This window comes from Bizionia hallyeonensis (genome assembly GCF_042657385.1).
GTDB classification, from domain to species: domain Bacteria; phylum Bacteroidota; class Bacteroidia; order Flavobacteriales; family Flavobacteriaceae; genus Algorimicrobium; species Algorimicrobium hallyeonense.
Genome location: NZ_JBHSLA010000002.1, coordinates 548,533 through 565,094, shown reverse-complemented (window position 1 = coordinate 565,094; position 16,562 = coordinate 548,533). Strand labels below are relative to the sequence as shown.

Annotated in this window: 20 protein-coding genes and 1 other RNA gene; 11 read left to right on the top strand and 10 right to left on the bottom strand. The window is 33.8% G+C overall.

Features of this window, described 5'->3' with window-relative positions; translation table 11 throughout:
• The 5 genes from ACFPH8_RS08035 to rnpB all read left to right on the top strand — a co-directional run.
• A partial coding sequence (locus tag ACFPH8_RS08035; protein WP_376859974.1) for an IS3 family transposase occupies positions 1–596 on the top strand: 596 nt, incomplete at its 5' end.
• A 151-nt stretch (positions 597–747) separates the two neighbouring features.
• Positions 748–1,596 carry an alpha/beta fold hydrolase gene (locus ACFPH8_RS08030; protein WP_376859972.1) on the top strand — a complete coding sequence of 283 codons (849 nt, stop codon included), beginning with the start codon at positions 748–750 and terminating at the stop codon, positions 1,594–1,596.
• Entirely contained in the window at positions 1,596–2,087 is a 492-nt protein-coding gene (locus tag ACFPH8_RS08025; protein ID WP_376859970.1) for an RNA polymerase sigma factor, read from the top strand. The genes ACFPH8_RS08030 and ACFPH8_RS08025 overlap by 1 nt, the downstream gene beginning before the upstream one ends.
• Entirely contained in the window at positions 2,077–2,625 is a 549-nt protein-coding gene (locus tag ACFPH8_RS08020; protein WP_376859968.1) for a hypothetical protein, read from the top strand. The genes ACFPH8_RS08025 and ACFPH8_RS08020 overlap by 11 nt, the downstream gene beginning before the upstream one ends.
• Positions 2,626–2,817: 192 nt before the next feature.
• Positions 2,818–3,137: RNase P RNA component class A (rnpB, locus tag ACFPH8_RS08015), an RNA gene on the top strand.
• A 66-nt stretch (positions 3,138–3,203) separates the two neighbouring features.
• On the opposite strand, the gene ACFPH8_RS08010 is transcribed toward rnpB, so the two are convergent.
• From ACFPH8_RS08010 to ACFPH8_RS08000, 3 genes are read right to left on the bottom strand one after another with little or no spacing between them, the layout of a single operon-like run.
• Positions 3,204–3,758, bottom strand: a complete 555-nt coding sequence (locus ACFPH8_RS08010; protein ID WP_376859966.1) for an RsmD family RNA methyltransferase — start codon at positions 3,756–3,758, stop codon at positions 3,204–3,206.
• Entirely contained in the window at positions 3,758–4,579 is an 822-nt protein-coding gene (locus ACFPH8_RS08005; RefSeq protein WP_376859964.1) for a DUF3822 family protein, read from the bottom strand. Before ACFPH8_RS08005 ends, ACFPH8_RS08010 begins: the two co-directional genes overlap by 1 nt.
• Entirely contained in the window at positions 4,563–5,303 is a 741-nt protein-coding gene (locus ACFPH8_RS08000; protein ID WP_376859962.1) for a hypothetical protein, read from the bottom strand. The genes ACFPH8_RS08005 and ACFPH8_RS08000 overlap by 17 nt, the downstream gene beginning before the upstream one ends.
• A gap of 121 nt (positions 5,304–5,424) precedes the next feature.
• Here ACFPH8_RS08000 and ACFPH8_RS07995 point away from each other — a divergent pair, with 121 nt between their 5' ends.
• The 6 genes from ACFPH8_RS07995 to ACFPH8_RS07970 all read left to right on the top strand — a co-directional run bounded on the left by ACFPH8_RS07995 (position 5,425) and on the right by ACFPH8_RS07970 (position 10,753).
• Positions 5,425–6,849, top strand: coding sequence for an ATP-dependent DNA helicase (locus tag ACFPH8_RS07995; protein ID WP_376859960.1), 1,425 nt, complete (start codon positions 5,425–5,427; stop codon positions 6,847–6,849).
• A gap of 11 nt (positions 6,850–6,860) precedes the next feature.
• A complete protein-coding gene (locus ACFPH8_RS07990; protein WP_376859958.1) occupies positions 6,861–7,427 on the top strand; it encodes a DUF4126 domain-containing protein in 567 nt (188 codons plus the stop codon).
• A 137-nt stretch (positions 7,428–7,564) separates the two neighbouring features.
• Positions 7,565–8,296 carry a 3-deoxy-manno-octulosonate cytidylyltransferase gene (kdsB, locus tag ACFPH8_RS07985; RefSeq protein WP_376859956.1) on the top strand — a complete coding sequence of 244 codons (732 nt, stop codon included), beginning with the start codon at positions 7,565–7,567 and terminating at the stop codon, positions 8,294–8,296.
• Positions 8,287–8,991 (top strand): HAD family hydrolase, encoded by a 705-nt coding sequence (locus ACFPH8_RS07980; protein ID WP_376859954.1) that lies wholly within the window; start codon positions 8,287–8,289, stop codon positions 8,989–8,991. Before kdsB ends, ACFPH8_RS07980 begins: the two co-directional genes overlap by 10 nt.
• Before the next feature lie 129 nt (positions 8,992–9,120).
• Positions 9,121–10,203: an iron-containing alcohol dehydrogenase family protein gene (locus ACFPH8_RS07975; protein ID WP_376859952.1), complete on the top strand. Its 1,083-nt coding sequence runs from the start codon at positions 9,121–9,123 to the stop codon at positions 10,201–10,203.
• Between the two features lies 1 nt (position 10,204).
• On the top strand, positions 10,205–10,753 hold the full coding sequence (locus tag ACFPH8_RS07970) for a 1-acyl-sn-glycerol-3-phosphate acyltransferase (protein ID WP_376859950.1): 549 nt from the start codon (positions 10,205–10,207) through the stop codon (positions 10,751–10,753).
• 66 nt (positions 10,754–10,819) lie between these two features.
• Here ACFPH8_RS07970 and ACFPH8_RS07965 read toward each other — a convergent pair whose 3' ends face one another.
• From ACFPH8_RS07965 to ACFPH8_RS07935, 7 genes are all read right to left on the bottom strand, one after another.
• Entirely contained in the window at positions 10,820–11,341 is a 522-nt protein-coding gene (locus ACFPH8_RS07965; RefSeq protein ID WP_376859948.1) for a hypothetical protein, read from the bottom strand.
• Between the two features lie 78 nt (positions 11,342–11,419).
• On the bottom strand, positions 11,420–12,904 hold the full coding sequence (locus tag ACFPH8_RS07960; protein ID WP_376859946.1) for a carboxypeptidase-like regulatory domain-containing protein: 1,485 nt from the start codon (positions 12,902–12,904) through the stop codon (positions 11,420–11,422).
• Positions 12,905–12,982: 78 nt separating this feature from the next.
• A complete protein-coding gene (locus ACFPH8_RS07955) occupies positions 12,983–13,612 on the bottom strand; it encodes a hypothetical protein (RefSeq protein ID WP_376859944.1) in 630 nt (209 codons plus the stop codon).
• Positions 13,613–13,631: 19 nt separating this feature from the next.
• Positions 13,632–14,354: a YebC/PmpR family DNA-binding transcriptional regulator gene (locus tag ACFPH8_RS07950; protein ID WP_248399307.1), complete on the bottom strand. Its 723-nt coding sequence runs from the start codon at positions 14,352–14,354 to the stop codon at positions 13,632–13,634.
• Between the two features lie 87 nt (positions 14,355–14,441).
• Positions 14,442–14,738, bottom strand: coding sequence for a 4a-hydroxytetrahydrobiopterin dehydratase (locus ACFPH8_RS07945; protein ID WP_248399309.1), 297 nt, complete (start codon positions 14,736–14,738; stop codon positions 14,442–14,444).
• Positions 14,739–14,791: 53 nt separating this feature from the next.
• Entirely contained in the window at positions 14,792–15,622 is an 831-nt protein-coding gene (locus tag ACFPH8_RS07940) for a sugar nucleotide-binding protein (protein WP_376859942.1), read from the bottom strand.
• A 21-nt stretch (positions 15,623–15,643) separates the two neighbouring features.
• On the bottom strand, positions 15,644–16,558 hold the full coding sequence (locus ACFPH8_RS07935; protein WP_376859940.1) for a glutaminase: 915 nt from the start codon (positions 16,556–16,558) through the stop codon (positions 15,644–15,646).
• Positions 16,559–16,562: the final 4 nt, after the last annotated feature.

Here is a 16,562-nt window from a genome sequence, read left to right as displayed (position 1 = left end):
TACTTCGTGAACACCAAATGCTCACTTTAAGAAAGAAATACAGTGCCAGAACAACCAACTCGCATCATCGTTTTTACAAGTATAACAACATTATAAAAGACCTTGAAATCAAAAGACCTAACCAAGTCTGGGTAAGCGATATAACGTACATCAGAACCGTAAAAGGCTTTTGTTACTTGGCTTTAATAACAGATATGTATTCCCGTAAAATTGTGGGCTATGACTTAAGTGATAGCTTGGAACTAAAAGGATGTGTTAGAGCGCTTAAAAAAGCAATATATCACGCTAAAAACATTAAACAACTTATTCATCATTCTGATAGAGGAATACAATATTGCAGCAATGTATATACGCAAATACTCAACAGAAAAAAGATAAACATTAGTATGACTGAAGAAAATCATTGTTACGAAAACGCCATGGCTGAACGTGTAAATGGCATCCTAAAAGATGAATTTTACCTCGATCAAACCTTTGATAACGTAGCTCACGCAAAGAGAGCTGCAAAAAATGCAATTAATTTATACAATCAAATAAGATTACATTTATCTTTAGACTATAAAACACCTAATATGGTATATCAATTATCAGCGTAAATTCAATTTTAACCTGTAGCCATATTTCAGGACGAGACATTTAGACCAACCATTATCGAAGAATAAATGGATCTGATTATATGTCACTTTTAAAATAAAATGTAACATTTTTTGATTACCGCATCTAAAGGGAAATCAAAACTTAAAAACAATGAAAAATTTTATTCTATTATTAGTCTCATTCGTATTTTCTTTATCAATTTATGCAAACAATGGAGGTCAAGCTATCAGTGTAGAAGTTACAGGAAAAGGTAAACCTATAGTGTTAATTCCTGGCTTTACAGTTCCTGGAGACATTTGGAATCCACTAGTAAAAGAACTGGAAAAGAATTATGAATGTCACATAGTAACTTTAGCTGGTTTTGGAAAAAAAGAACCAATAGAATTCCCTTGGCTACCTAAAGTCAACGAGTCTCTAAAAAACTATATCTTAAAAAACGATTTACAAAATGCTACCATAATTGGACATAGTTTGGGCGGAACAATTGCCACTTGGCTCGCTGCGCAAAACGATTTAAAACTTTCTAAAATCATACTAATTGATGCGCTTCCTGCTTCTGGTGCATTGATGATTCCTAATTTCAACCCTGAAAACTTGATTTATGAAAGTCCATATAACAATCAACAACTAGCAATGGATGATGTAGCCTTTGAGCAAACTGCTTCAGCAATGGCGAAAAGTATGAGCCTTAAAGAATCAGCTCAAGAAAAAATTAAAAACTGGATACTAGAATCTGACCGAAAAACATATGTTTATGGATATACAGATTACCTTAAATTAGATCTTAGAGAAAATTTAAAAAACATTTCGATTCCGGTTACAATAATTGCAGCGTCACAACCATATGGTGAAGAAATGGTTAAGCAAACTTATAAAAATCAATATGCAAATTTAAAAGATTACAATTTTATTATAGCGGAAGATAGTGCCCATTTTATAATGCTTGACAAACCTGAATGGTTTTTAAAACAAATGCAAACGATATTATCATCTAAATAATGATTACAGAACAAGAATTTACTAACATTTATAATTTACACGCTTCTAAAGTCCACCGGTTATGTTTAGGATATGCATCAGGAAATAATGAGCTTGCAAAAGAATGGCATCAGGAGACTTTTATAAAGGTTTGGAAACATAGAAACTCATTTAAAGGAAAATCGTCTATTGACACTTGGATTTATAGAATTGCAGTAAATGTTTGTTTAGGAGATTTACGTAAACCAAGAAAAAACATCACTATTAATGAAGACTTATTGTCAAATAGTATTTATGATGATAGCAAAAACGATGATGAAAAAAATATCAAAAAAATGTATCACTGTATTGACCAACTAAATGAGCAAAATAAAGCATTGATATTATTAGAGCTAGAAAACATACCGCAAACTACTATTGCAGACACAGTTGGTTTAGCACACGGAACGTTAAGAACGCGCTTGAGTCGTATTCGAAAATCACTTTTAAAATGTATCACAAATGGAAAATGATAACTTAAATAAATTATGGGATATTCAAACTAATGATATATCAAACTTTAATCCCAAAGAAATAATCACAAAAGCAAAGAAGCAACGTAACAGTCAATATATCAGCATCACTGTTATGTCGTTAACAGTGATGGTATTGATAATCTATGCTTTTTATTATGCATTCAGTCAATGGAATACCTTTAATCTAGGTTTAATTCTTATGATTTCAAGTCTTACATTCCGAATTGCCTTGGAGTTATTTTTTTTATATCGCAAAGAAAAACAACTTATTTCAATGGCTCAAAAAGCTTACCGCGCCTATCTGAAAAAGTATTACAAAGCTCGACAAATGATAAATTATGTCATTACACCAATCTGTGTTATAGTATACATAATTGGGTTTTATTTGCTACTACCTTACTTTAAGGAATACTTTTCCCAAGCATTCTATAATTACATTGTAATTTCAGGTATTCTTTCTCTTATTGTTGTTATTGCTATTATAATTAACAGCACTATCAAAGAACAACGATTTTTAAAACAATTGAATAAATGATAAAAAATATCAAATGGAGTAAAAAAACGTTGCACAACATCCAGATATAACAAATAAAAATGGATAAACTGCGCTTTGCAATTTATGGTTCTTAAAAAACGCAACGCTGCTATTAATAAACTTCAAGCAAACTTTTAAAATAAAACACATCGTCATTTAGAAACCTAAAGGACTTTATCGTAATTTTGCACCCAAGTAAATCGCCTTATCGTTCCGAATATATTTCGGGGAGGAAAGTCCGAACACCGGAGTGCAAACATAGTGGCTAACAGCCACCAGCCGTGAGGTTAGGAAAAGTGCAACAGAAAGTATGTACAGGTCATGCTGTAGTGAAACCAGGTAAACTCTATGTGGTGCAATGTCATGTATACCAACGTTTGAGCGCGGCACGTGCGATTGTTGGAGGGTAGGCAGCTAGAATGTATTGGTAACAATGCATCCAGATAAATGATAAGGGCTTTTTAATTTTTAATTCAAGAGTACAGAATTCGGCTTATAGATTTACTTACACAAACAAGCTCCTTGATTTTCAGGGAGCTTTGCTTTTATATGCTGTTTGGTTTAGTCTGTTTTAACCATTATTCTTCCTCGTCAGACGCTATTTGAAAAAAGCTAAACATATTGCCACCATAACTTTTGGAATGGCTGTAATGTTCTAATTCGGAAAGTTTGGTGTGTTTGGAGTGTTCTACTATGAGCACACCATTGGATTCTAATAAATTGTTTTTAAATACCAAGTCTGGAATTTTGCTGAATTCTTCTAAAGGAAAATCATAAGGTGGATCGGCAAAAATGATGGTGAATGGCGTTTTGGCTTTTTCTAAATATGTAAACACATCACTTTTAATGGTGTTTATAGTCATATCAAAACTATCTGCTGTCTCATTTATAAATTTGATACAACCAAAATTTTCATCAACTGCTGTAATGTGTTCCGTGCCTCGAGATGCAAATTCGTAACTGATATTTCCGGTTCCTGAAAACAAATCCAACACCGAAACGGAATCAAAATAATACAGGTTGTTTAAAATATTAAACAAAGCTTCTTTTGCCATATCAGTGGTTGGACGAACAGGTAATTTTTTAGGAGCTGTAATTCTTCGGCCTTTAAATTGACCTGATACAATGCGCATTATAAACTGTGTATTAATGTGAAAAAAGCATGATTGCTTTTCGGTTTTTCTAAATATTTAAACGTGTCGTTGCGCTTGGCAAAGCGAATATGCCTAATGTATTTGTAAGCAATACTATGCAACGCATCATTATCTGTAACCTTGCCTAAAAACAGGAGAATGAAGCTGTCTGGATTGAGTTGTAATTGCTCGGCTGTAAATAGAACATAATAAATAAAATCTTCCTTGGTAGCGTATTCAAAACTATTATAGAGTAGGAGCTTGCCTTGTTTTACTACTACAATTTCAAAATGTGTATTCTGAACATGCACATACATTTTGGTATCTGTTTCTGCTTGTTCTTGTTCTAAAATTTGTTGGATTAAAACGGTGGAAAAATGTTTATATGAAAACGCACCAAACTGCTCATAAATATAATTGTTGATATTTACATAAGGCACGTAAACATTAACACTATTATTCCGGTCTATTTTATCAAAACTAATAAAATCCGATCGTAATATTTTAGAATTGAATTTTAAATAATCGGCCAAATTTTCCTCTTGAAACAGCTCATCTGGAACCAAGGTTGCTAATTCATTTTCATGAATAACCTGAATATCATTAAATGCGGTTTTAAGGGCCTTTTCGGTTTCAAAAGCGTCAATTAATAAATCGAGGATTTTATAAGGCGTTTCGCGTTTCTCGGTAGATATTTCTTTTAGAAATACAACGGTATTGCTTTCTGTATTCAAAACACAAAAAGAAAGTCCATTCAAACTAATTTGAATGGACAAGTTCTTATTACTTATAATATGTTTGTTATTACTCGTTAGCGCCATAAGTTTTTGGCCAGTTACCGTTTGTTTTAACTTCTGTCATAGATCCAACACGAATAGCATCACCATTCACAGCATCAACCGAGATAACTTCGTTTTCTTGAAGAATTAAATCACGATCTTGGTCATCTAAAACTACTGCTTTTTTAACAAACGCTTCAAATACTGGAATTTTAACATCGTCAGTTTCTAAAAATCCGGCGTTCATTTCAAATTTTACACCTTCTTTTCCTACAGGAACATTCATCATGTCTTTGTAACGTGTAGAATTTCCAAATAGTGAATCTTTAACTGGTACAAAGTTTAAGGTATCAATTATAGTACTATCTTTCATTGTTTCCACACCACCATAACGTTTTGTCATGGCCACATCTAAAACTAAAGTATCACGACGTTGTGTAATGGTATATTTAGCCGAGTCGATAAATTTTAATAAGTTATCAAAATTAGGCGCAAAAACACCAGTTACTTGTCTATGAGCTAATTGTGCATCACGAATATCAATTAAACGCTCAATAACTTGTGCGTATCGCTTATCTTTTTCTTTGTTGAATTGGATAGGTTTGTAAACAGACATAAATGTTTGATACCCTAAAAAGCCAATAAGAACCCAAAGTAATACAATTAGTACAGGTTTAAATTTTGACGGTATAAATTTATCTACAAGCCAAACTAAACCAATGGTTAGAAGGATTACCGCAACTACAATTAGAATTATTGTTAACATAGTTTTTAATTAAATGAATTAAGGTTGTACGCAAATCTACAATTTTTTTTTAATCGTAAAAGCCAATGAGGCTAAAAATCATTGTTATCTTTGTCTTAAATTTTAAAAACCCACTGTATTAATGAATTCTAACGAATTTTATTCGCTTGTAAAACAACAGTTTCCCTTTCAACCAACCCTAAAACAGGACATTGTTTTACAGCAATTATCAGAATTTATTTTTTCAGAAAAGAAAAATGACTTGTATCTGCTTAAAGGATACGCCGGAACTGGAAAAACAACCATTATTGGTACGGTTGTGTCCAATTTATGGAAGGCTAAAAAAAGTGCCGTATTGTTGGCACCAACGGGTCGTGCGGCCAAAGTTATCTCCAATTATTCCAAGAAAGAAGCGTTTACCATTCATAAAAAGATTTATTTCCCTAAAAAAGAAAAAGGAGGAGGCGTAAAATTTGTCATGCAACCCAATAAGCATAAAAACACCATCTTTATTGTGGATGAAGCTTCCATGATTCCTGATGCGCCAAACGATTCAAAATTTTCCGACGCCAATTCCTTATTAGATGATTTAATGAGTTATGTATACTCTGGTCATCACTGTAAATTATTGCTTATTGGAGATACAGCCCAATTACCACCAGTAAAACTGGAATTAAGTCCCGCTTTGGATGCAAATATTTTGGAGCTAACCTATAATAAAACGGTGACTAAAATGGAATTGGATGAAGTCATGCGTCAAGAACAAGATTCTGGTATCTTGGTAAATGCTACAAGTCTGCGTGAAATGATGGACGAGTCCTTTTTAGAGAGCTTTCAATTTGATTTAAGAGGATTTAAAGATATTGTTAGGCTTACGGATGGTCAGGAAATTATGGATGCCATTAACGATTCGTATAGCGACATGGGAAATGAGGAAACGGCATTTATTGTAAGAAGTAATAAGCGTGCAAATTTGTATAATGAACAAATTAGGAATCGGATTCTTTTTAATGAGAATGAATTATCGGCAGGTGATTTCTTAATGGTTGTTAAAAATAATTACTATTGGGTAAAACCAAATTCCGATGCGGGTTTTATTGCCAATGGTGATATTATTGAAATTTTAGAGATTTTTAGAATCATCGATTTATATGGTTTTCGCTTTGCGGAAGTAAAAATCCGTATGGTAGATTATCCGCGAATGACACCTTTTGAAACCGTTTTAATGCTAGACACCATTTCTGCAGAAACACCATCATTGCCTTATGAAGATTCTAACCGTTTGTATCAAGAAGTGATGAAAGATTATGAGCATGAAACCAGTGGTTATAAAAAGTTTTTAGGCGTTAAGAACAACAAGTATTTCAATGCTTTACAAGTTAAGTTTTCCTATGCTATTACCTGTCATAAATCGCAAGGTGGTCAGTGGAGCACGGTTTTCGTGGAGCAACCGTATTTACCAGATGGCATAACGCTAGATTACTTACGTTGGTTATACACAGCTATTACCAGAGCTAAAGAAAAGTTGTATCTTATTGGTTTTAAAGACGAATTTTTTCAAGAATAAAACGGTACGCCATGACATTAGAAACCATATTAAGCATATTTTTGGGTATCGGGTTAGCCGCGTCAGTTGGGTTTCGGGTTTTTGTGCCGCTATTTGCTTTAAGTTTATCAGCTTATTTTAATGTTTTGGAGTTAAATACGTCTTGGCTGAGGTTAGGAAGTTTAACGGCTGTTATTACCTTTGGTGTGGCCACATTGTTTGAAATATTTGCCTACTACATTCCATTCTTGGATAACTTATTGGATACCATAGCCATTCCTTTAGCAGCCATTGCCGGAACAGCCATTGTGGTTTCTACCACTATAGATTTAAATCCTGTTGTAACTTGGTCATTAGCCATTATTGCAGGCGGTGGATCAGCAACAGCCATTGCTAGTACGTCTAGCGCAACACGATTAGCCTCCACAGCAACTTCGGCAGGTTTTGCTAATCCTATCGTTTCTACTATTGAAACCGTTATGGCCGTTTTTATGACAATCATTTCTCTTGTATTGCCGGTATTAGCCTTAATTTTAGTCCTTGTTATTTTAGGACTATCATTCAAAATTTTTAAAAAGTTTAGGACCTCTAAACCCTGAAATCAGGTTAAAATATCCTATTTTTGAAACTATTAATTACTATTTTAATATGAAGCTACCATGCTGAAAGTTTTAGCATGCCAAGAAATGATTATTAATGATCTGCTTGGTTCATATTTAAGTTATAAAAAGAACACATGAAAATAATTTCCATGATTCCTGCACGTTACAAAGCTTCCCGATTTCTAGGTAAGCTCATGCAAGATTTAGCAGGCAAAACGGTGATTTTACGAACCTACGAAGCCACCGTTAATACCCAATTATTTGATGACGTTTTTGTGGTTACGGATAGTGAAATTATTTATAATGAAATTGTAAATAATGGCGGAAAAGCTATTATGAGCAAAAAAGAACACGAATGTGGAAGCGACAGAATTGCCGAAGCTATCGAGTTTATGGACGATGTAGATATTGTGGTTAATGTGCAAGGTGATGAGCCTTTTACCGAAGTCGCTTCGCTTAAAAAACTAATTGCTGTCTTTAATGATGATCCACTAAAAGAAATTGATTTAGCATCTTTAATGGTTCATATTCATGAATGGGAGGAGATTACTAACCCCAATACCGTTAAAGTTATTGTTGATAATAATAATTTTGCTTTATACTTTTCTAGAAGCCCCATTCCGTTTCCAAGAGACAAGGATGTAGCCGTTAAATACTACAAACATAAAGGAGTGTATGCGTTCAGGCGTCAAGCACTTTTAGATTTTTACCGTTTACCCATGTTGCCGTTGGAAGCGTCTGAAAAAATTGAGTGTATCCGATATTTAGAATATAGTAAAAAAATAAAAATGGTAGAAACCGATGTTCAAGGTGTTGAAATTGATACACCTGAAGATTTGGAATTAGCCAACAAGCTGTGGAAATAAATTATAATAACATACACGTAATAGGCTTTGATGCGGATGATACGCTTTGGGTTAATGAAACCTATTTTCGGGATGCCGAAGTAGCCTTTGGAAAACTATTATCGCCTTATGAAACCTTAAATAAAATAGACCAAGAACTATTTAAAGCGCATATAAGAAATTTGCCGCTTTATGGGTATGGTATTAAAGGTTTTGTATTGTCCATGGTAGAAACAGCTATTGAATTATCTAACAATAATGTATCGGCTAAAACCACCCAAGCTATTTTGGATATAGGAAAAGGTATGCTGGAGAAACCTATTGAATTGTTGGATGGTGTTGAGAATGTATTAAAAGAATTATCAAAAAAATACAAATTAATTCTAGCTACCAAAGGTGATTTATTAGACCAAGAGCGAAAATTAGAAAAATCAGGTTTGCTAGATTATTTTCACCATATTGAAGTATTAAGTGATAAAAAAGAAGCCAATTATTCCAGGCTTTTAAACCATTTGGATATTAAACCATCCCAGTTTTTAATGATAGGAAATTCATTAAGGTCGGATATATTGCCCTTGGTAAATTTAAAAGCACATGCTATTCATGTGCCTTTTCATACCACGTGGATTCATGAGCAAGTTACCGAGAATGAAACGAACGGAAAAGCTTATAAAACAGTTAAAAGTTTGAATGAATTACTGGAATTGTTGCAATAGTGTCTGTGGATTTCAATAATTATAGCGATATTTATCAATTGAAATTTATAGCAGAATAAATAAGGAAAGATTAATTAAACAGTGCGTCAAATAAGTCCCATTTGATAAGCTGTTTCAGAACAATATTACATGAGTTACAAGAATTACCCAATGGTGTCTCGAGTTGTTTTTGGTCGAGGAAGTTTTAGTCAGTTAGAAGATATCATTGCACCCAAGCGATTAAGTGTTTCCGCACCATTTATTTTTTTAGTTGATGATGTTTTTGAGAAAAAAGCAACGCTATCAGGACGTATTCCATTAGCTTATGATGATCGCGTTATTTTTATTTCTGCTGACGAAGAACCTAAAACATCACAAGTAGATGCGTTAGTTGAAGAAATTATACTTACCTGTAAACAACGTCCTTCAGGAATTATTGGTATTGGTGGCGGAACCGTTATGGATATGGCCAAAGCTGTGGCTATCATGATTACAAACGAAGGGGAATCTAAAGATTATCAAGGTTGGGATTTGGTTAAAAATCCGGCCATTTACCACGTAGGTATTCCTACTATTTCCGGAACAGGTGCCGAAGTTTCTAGAACAACCATTTTAACAGGACCTGTTAGAAAATTAGGAATCAATAGTGATTATACACCTTTTGATCAAGTTATTCTGGATCCCGAATTAACCAAAGGCGTACCTAAAGACCAATGGTTTTATACAGGAATGGACTGTTATGTACACTGTATAGAATCCCTAACAGGAACCTATTTGAATGCCTTTAGCGAAAGCTATGGCGAAAAGGCATTAGAGCTTTGTATAGAAATTTTTCTAGAAGATACATTAGACGAAAAAGAATCTGCCGATAAATTAATGATGGCTTCCTGGCATGGAGGCATGAGTATTGCTTATTCGCAAGTTGGTGTTGCTCATGCTATGAGTTATGGTTTAGGTTATTTATTAGGTGTTAAACATGGTGTTGGAAACTGTATTGTTTTTGAACATTTAGAAGAATATTACCCAGAAGGTGTTGCCATGTATAAAAAAATGCGTGCTAAACACAACATTAATATTCCACAAGGTATTTGTGCCAATTTATCAGATGAGCAATTTGATATTATGATTGATGTGGCTTTAAGTCTAGAACCGCTTTGGGAAAATGCCATTGGTAAAAACTGGCAAAAAGTGATTACGCGCCAAAAATTAAGAGACCTATATTCTAAAATGTAATATGCGCAGGTTAGCTAAATTTATTTATTTTAAAATTATAGGTTGGCGTATTACAGGGAATGTAACGTTCTCTCAAGATACGGTAAAAAAGGCCGTTCTTATTGCTGTGCCACATACCAGTTGGCATGATTTTTATATTGGAGTCTTGTTACGTCAAGTAGCACACGTAAAATCTAATTTTATTGCAAAAAAGGAACTGTTTATAGGTCCAATAGGTTGGTACTTAAGAGCCATTGGAGGCGCACCTATAGACCGCGGAAATAAACAAAATAAGGTAGAGGCTATTGCACAATTATTTAATGAACGTGATGAGTTTCGATTAGCGCTAGCTCCCGAGGGCACGCGAAAAAAAGTAACCGAATGGCGAACTGGCTTTTACTACATTGCCAAAGCTGCCAACGTGCCGATAATCATGTTTACATTAGACTTCAAGAACAAGCAAAATAAGATATCCGAGCCTTTTTATCCTACAGACGATTTGGAAGCAGATTTCAAATTTATGAAGGCCTTTTTTGAAGGCGTGGAAGGGAAAGTGACTGCGTATTCTTAAAATAAACGCATGATTTTATTTGAACATTTGTTCATTATCAAATTACGATTTAAATATCTATAAATATCAATCCTGATTTTCCTTAAATGCAATACTCTTTAAAATAGACATAGCATCATCAAGGTGCTTTTTATAGAGATTCTTACGTGAATAATAATTGTAATGATAATAGTTGCCATTATGTTCAAAATACACGAAAAATTCCTTATTAATATGACCTTGAAAAGTTGATTCCAGGTTATGAATATAAATGGTTCCCAATTGGGTTAATTCGGAATAGGATTCTTGCTTGATAATGGTTCTTGATTTGTTCGTTTCGTTTATTCTAGTTTGAACAAATTCTTCAAAAGAGTGGTCGTTTGTTTCTAGAAATTGAAATACTGAAACCGAATTTTGATAGGGATTTTCATCTATAGACAGGGGTGTATAACTCACATATCCATGATTTTTAAAAGCGTGCCATTTTACAGGTTTTACAACTGTAAAATTTTGAGAATTTATAAAGGTTTCAACTTCTGAATTAACAGTTAGAGTCGTGCCACAACTTGTCATAATCAAAAAGCAAAATACTGCTAGAAGGTTTTTCATGGATTTAAATTATACCTTAAGTTTCAGTTTATAGTGCAAAATAGTACGTAAAAAGCCGAATGAAATCGGCTTTTTTAATTAATCTTCAACTTTAAAATCCTTCATTTCCTGAAGCGGCTCTAACACATTATAATCTTGCCAAATGGATGCATCGTATTTCTTAATCTTTTCGAAATCCATGGTTTTTCCTTCTTGGATGGCTTCAAAGCCTGCGGAATTTACCGAATTTACATCTAGCATTAATATTTCAGTACGTTCTTTGAAAGTTCCTTCAACTTTAAAATTAAAGGCTGTTTTATTGCGGCTATTGTCATTTTCAATAAACTTGATAGGTCTGTTGATGTAAAAATACCGATCTGATTCACTTTTTATATAATAAGGATAATAGTAACCATCGCTATTTTTCTTGTAAGCTACAGAACCGGCTTTATTATTCTCAATAAATTTAATCCCTAATATTAAACGCAAATTAATTTTCTCGCCTACGCGTCCAGGATAAAATGCATAATCGGCACGTAATACGGCAAAGGTTTGATTGGAAACATACATGGTTCCTTGGTAGTTTGCAGAACCTCGTCTTGGTTTAAAATCTATAATATAAACCATTTCCGTATCTAAAAAGGTTAAACCTTTTAACTCGTAATCATATTTTCTGGTATCCGTAATGAAATCTAATTCGGGCTCTTCGGTTATAGGATTTACTTCTTTTACCATATTAAAAGCAGCTTCGCGGACAAAGCGAACGGCATTTATAGAATCGGATACTTTATCACTTCTATTATCCAACGACACGGAATCTGAAACGGTAAACCAGCCCGATTTTACGGTATACACTTTACTTTTGTCCAAATGTTTTAATACAATATCGTTGCCTTTATCGGTCATTTTTTCTAATGACTGCTCATTGGTTTCATCTAAAAGCTTAACCGCCTTTTCAACTTTCAACTTGGCGTTTTCTGAATCTTTTATATATAGCGTAGAAACCATATCTGTGTATTGTTTGGATTCGTTATTTAGAAGTGATTGTTCTAACTCATCAAAATCCTTATTAAAAGCGTCCAATTGATTTTTTTTGAAATTAGACGATTTTTCTATTTCAAAATCTGCTGATTTTCCATCCACATATTCGGTACGTCGTCCAAACATTTTTAAAGCCGTTTGATCTAGTCTATAATTTTTTGAAGCGTGCGTTTTCACATAATATAAAATAGAATCAATTTCTAATTTTCTGTCTGTAACATAGACTTCTGAAAGTTCGTTTACATGATCGTTTAAAACATATTCTTTGGATTCGAACTCTTGAACTTGAAATCCTAATTTTTCATAACCCATACAAGAAATGTACACGGAATCGGTAGATTGAAAACCTGATACACGCATGTTAAAATTGCCTTCGTCGTTGGAAATTACACCATAATCCTCGCCAATTTGAATGGTAGCAAAAGGAATAGGCTCATTCTTAGTATCCAAAATTTTTCCCGTAACGGTTTGACCAAAATTAGAAAAGGTAAGTAATAAAAAACAAGCTGTAAAAAGTGTTTGAAATTTAAGTTTAGATAGCATAGTCGTGTTTTAGGTTAAGACGAATTTAACGACTATTTGTTACATTTTGAAAAAAAAAGTGTAAAAGGGTGTTTTATGCTAATAATATTCTAAAACACCATTTATGGTATAAACGATATCAAATTCGCCATAATACAGTTTATAGGAACCGTTTGGCCTAATAAGAAGGTGATATAATTGGATATTTGGTTCCGAAAAAATGGTGGATTCTAAATAGTTGGTTTCATCAATAAAAACATGCTTTTCTTTATCTTGACTGATGCCGGAGTCTTTACTACCAATTAAAAACGAAGCGAATTCGGAAGCGTGCTTATCCATAAAGCCCCAATATAATGCATCTGTGACATCTTTTTTAAAAATGTCATCGTTTTGCTTATAATAGTGAAGGAGTAGATTTTTATCTGGATCTATTTTCTGCTGAAGAATAGTTTCAATAGCAGTAACCATTTTAGAAATACTCCCTTGCGCAATGGCTGTAAGTTGGCCTTCAATAATTCGGGGTTGTAATTGTTTGATGATGACGTTTTCGGTTTCTCTGGTTTGCACAAATGATGCCGCGTCTAAACGTTTTTTAAATCTACGTTTACAGATTTTTTCGCCTTCTAAATCCTGATAAATCACCTTCTTATTATCTTTTTGTGCGAAACTTGAGTTTGCTGAAAAACAAAATACAAGCGCTAATGCTAAAAGAAGGTGATTTATTTTCAAAATTAAATGCGGATTTAAATTAGTCTTCGGTACTTTCTTCCATCGTATGATACACGTTTTGCACGTCATCATCTTCTTCTAATTTCTCTAGAAGTTTTTCTACATCAGCAGCATCTTCAGCGCTTAATGCTTTGGTGACTTGTGGAATACGCTCAAAACCGGAGGATAGAATTTCAATATTTCTATTTTCTAATTCGGCTTGAATGGCTCCAAAATTTTCAAATGGTGCATAAATAAGGATGCCATCGTCATCTGCAAAAACTTCTTCAGCGCCAAAATCTATAAACTCTAACTCTAATTCTTCAGGGTCTAAACCTTCGGCTTCAATTCTGAAATTACAGGTATGATCAAACATAAAAACAACCGAACCAGATGTTCCTAAACTGCCATCGCATTTATTAAAATAACTACGCACATTGGCAACGGTTCTGGTATTATTATCTGTAGCCGTTTCCACGAGAATAGCAATTCCGTGAGGTGCATAGCCTTCAAAAATAACTTCTTTATAATCGCCTTGACTTTTATCTGACGCTTTCTTTATGGCGCGTTCTACGTTATCTTTCGGCATATTAACCGATTTGGCATTCTGAATTACAGCACGTAATCGGGAGTTAGAATCGGGATCTGGTCCACCTTCTTTAACAGCCATAACAATGTCTTTACCAATACGCGTAAACGCTTTACTCATGGCAGACCAACGTTTCATTTTTCGTGCTTTGCGGAATTCAAAAGCTCTTCCCATAAAATAATTAAGAATTAAATATTAATAGTTTGTTAATTGACAAATTTAAAAAAATAAAGTAAACACAATGGCTTAGCGTTTACAATTTTACTCATCGTCTTCAGGAACGACGATAGCATCAATAGCTTGGGCAAGTTTAAAGTCTTTGTTTGTTACACCATTCTCATCATGCGTAGACAAGGAAATGTATAATACGTTATAGACATTGCGCCATTCTGGATGGTGATTTAAAGCTTCGCATTCAAAAGCAATTCGGCTCATCGCACTAAAGCAGTCCTTGAAATTTTCAAATTCAAATTCCGCATGGATGGCGTTGTCGCTATATTCCCAATCGGGAAAGCGCAATAATTTTTTCTCGATATCTTCTTCTAATAATTTACTCATAGTATGTTATTTTATAGTGTCTAGAATATAGCTAAATTACGAATGAAAAACAACTAAATTTCAATTTCTGATATAAAATCTTTGCTTGTAAACTGTAAATGTTTTGGTAAGAGATTATATTTTGGTAAAACGGCTAAATAGCGGTCGTCATTAGTAGTATACACATTTTTTAGAAGCACATTTTTAAAACCTAATGCGTTAATAATTTCTAGAATATATTCGTCATGATGGACTAAATCCGTGCTGCCAATATGAAAAATGCCACTTTTATTTCGGTTAATGATATAATGAATTTGCTGTGTTAATTTTACATCTGTAGTCATATTCATAATCAGATTGGGAAAGACTTCTATGGCTTCTTTATTTTTAATGAACTCCTTTATCTCGGTTATTCTAGGCGACTGATTTCCAAAAACCATTGGTAATCTAATAATGGCAACTTGACGCTTTGGCAAGCGCAATAGCATGTTTTCAATTTTTATTTTGAAATGCCCATAAACACTATCACTTAAGGTTTTATCGCTTTCATAACTTGGGTATTTACTGTAGGAATCAAATACATTGGCTGATGATAAAAAGAGCAATTTACTTTTATGCATTTGTAAATATTGTGCTATATGGGCGTGCGCAATAACTTGTGCATTAAAATCGCCACGAAGTGCTGAAATAATAATCGTGGGTTTAACAATTTCTAAAATTTCAAACACATCATCTTCCTCCACATCATATTGAAAAAAATGTTGATTTTTTTCAAATTCACGTTTGGAGGTTCGGTAGGTACCAAATGTTTTAAAATAGGAGCAGAGTTCTTTATAAAGCGCATTTCCTATAAAACCACTAGCACCTAAAATAAGTATTCTATGTTTGTTTTCTATTGCCGACATGGCTATAATTAGAACTGTTTATTAAAAAATAGATTGATTGGTAAGCGTTGTAAAATGCTCCAGCGCTTTCATGCCTAATTTAGAATTACCACGTTCGTTTAATCCAGGCGCCCAAACCGCAATTGTAAACTCATGTGGTAATGCGGCCACAATGCCACCACCAACACCACTTTTTCCAGGGAGTCCAACTTCAAAGGCAAATTCGCCCGCTTCATCGTAAAATCCACACGTAAGCATAATGGCGTTAATGCGCTTGGCTTGACTTTTTGTAATGCGAGCCATTTGCGCTAAACATTTCCCTTTATTGGCAAATAAAAAGAAAGCTTTTGTTAATTGAGAGCAGGTCATTTCCAAAGAACATTGATGGAAATAAAAATCTAAAACATCGTCAACTGAATTATTAAGATTGTTGAAGGATTTTAATAGGTTAGCCGCAGCAAAGTTATTAAAACCCGTTTCTTTTTCCGATTGTGCGACTTTTAAATTATAGGAAATAGAATCATCACCCGTAATATCGTGCACATATTTTAAAAAATCAGCCTTTGGATTTTCCAATTGGGAAACCAAAATATCTGCAATTACAATGGCACCGGAATTAATTAATGGGTTTCGAGGAATTCCTTCTTCCAGTTCCAAAAGCGATAAATGGTTGAAAGGGTTTCCGGAAGGCTCTACATCCACACGATCCCAAATATGTGTTCCAATTTTAGACATAGCCATGGCTAGTGTCAGAACTTTGGAAATACTTTGAATGGAAAATCCAACTTCCGAATCGCCAACCGCAAATTCTTCACCAGAAATAAGCTTTAAGTGCATACCAAAACGCTCCGGATTTACGCGAGATAATTCAGGAATATAACGCGCAATATGGCCTTTATCCGCTTCCTGAATTACGTTGGCATGAATTTTATTTAAAATGGCTTGGTAATCTATCATAGAG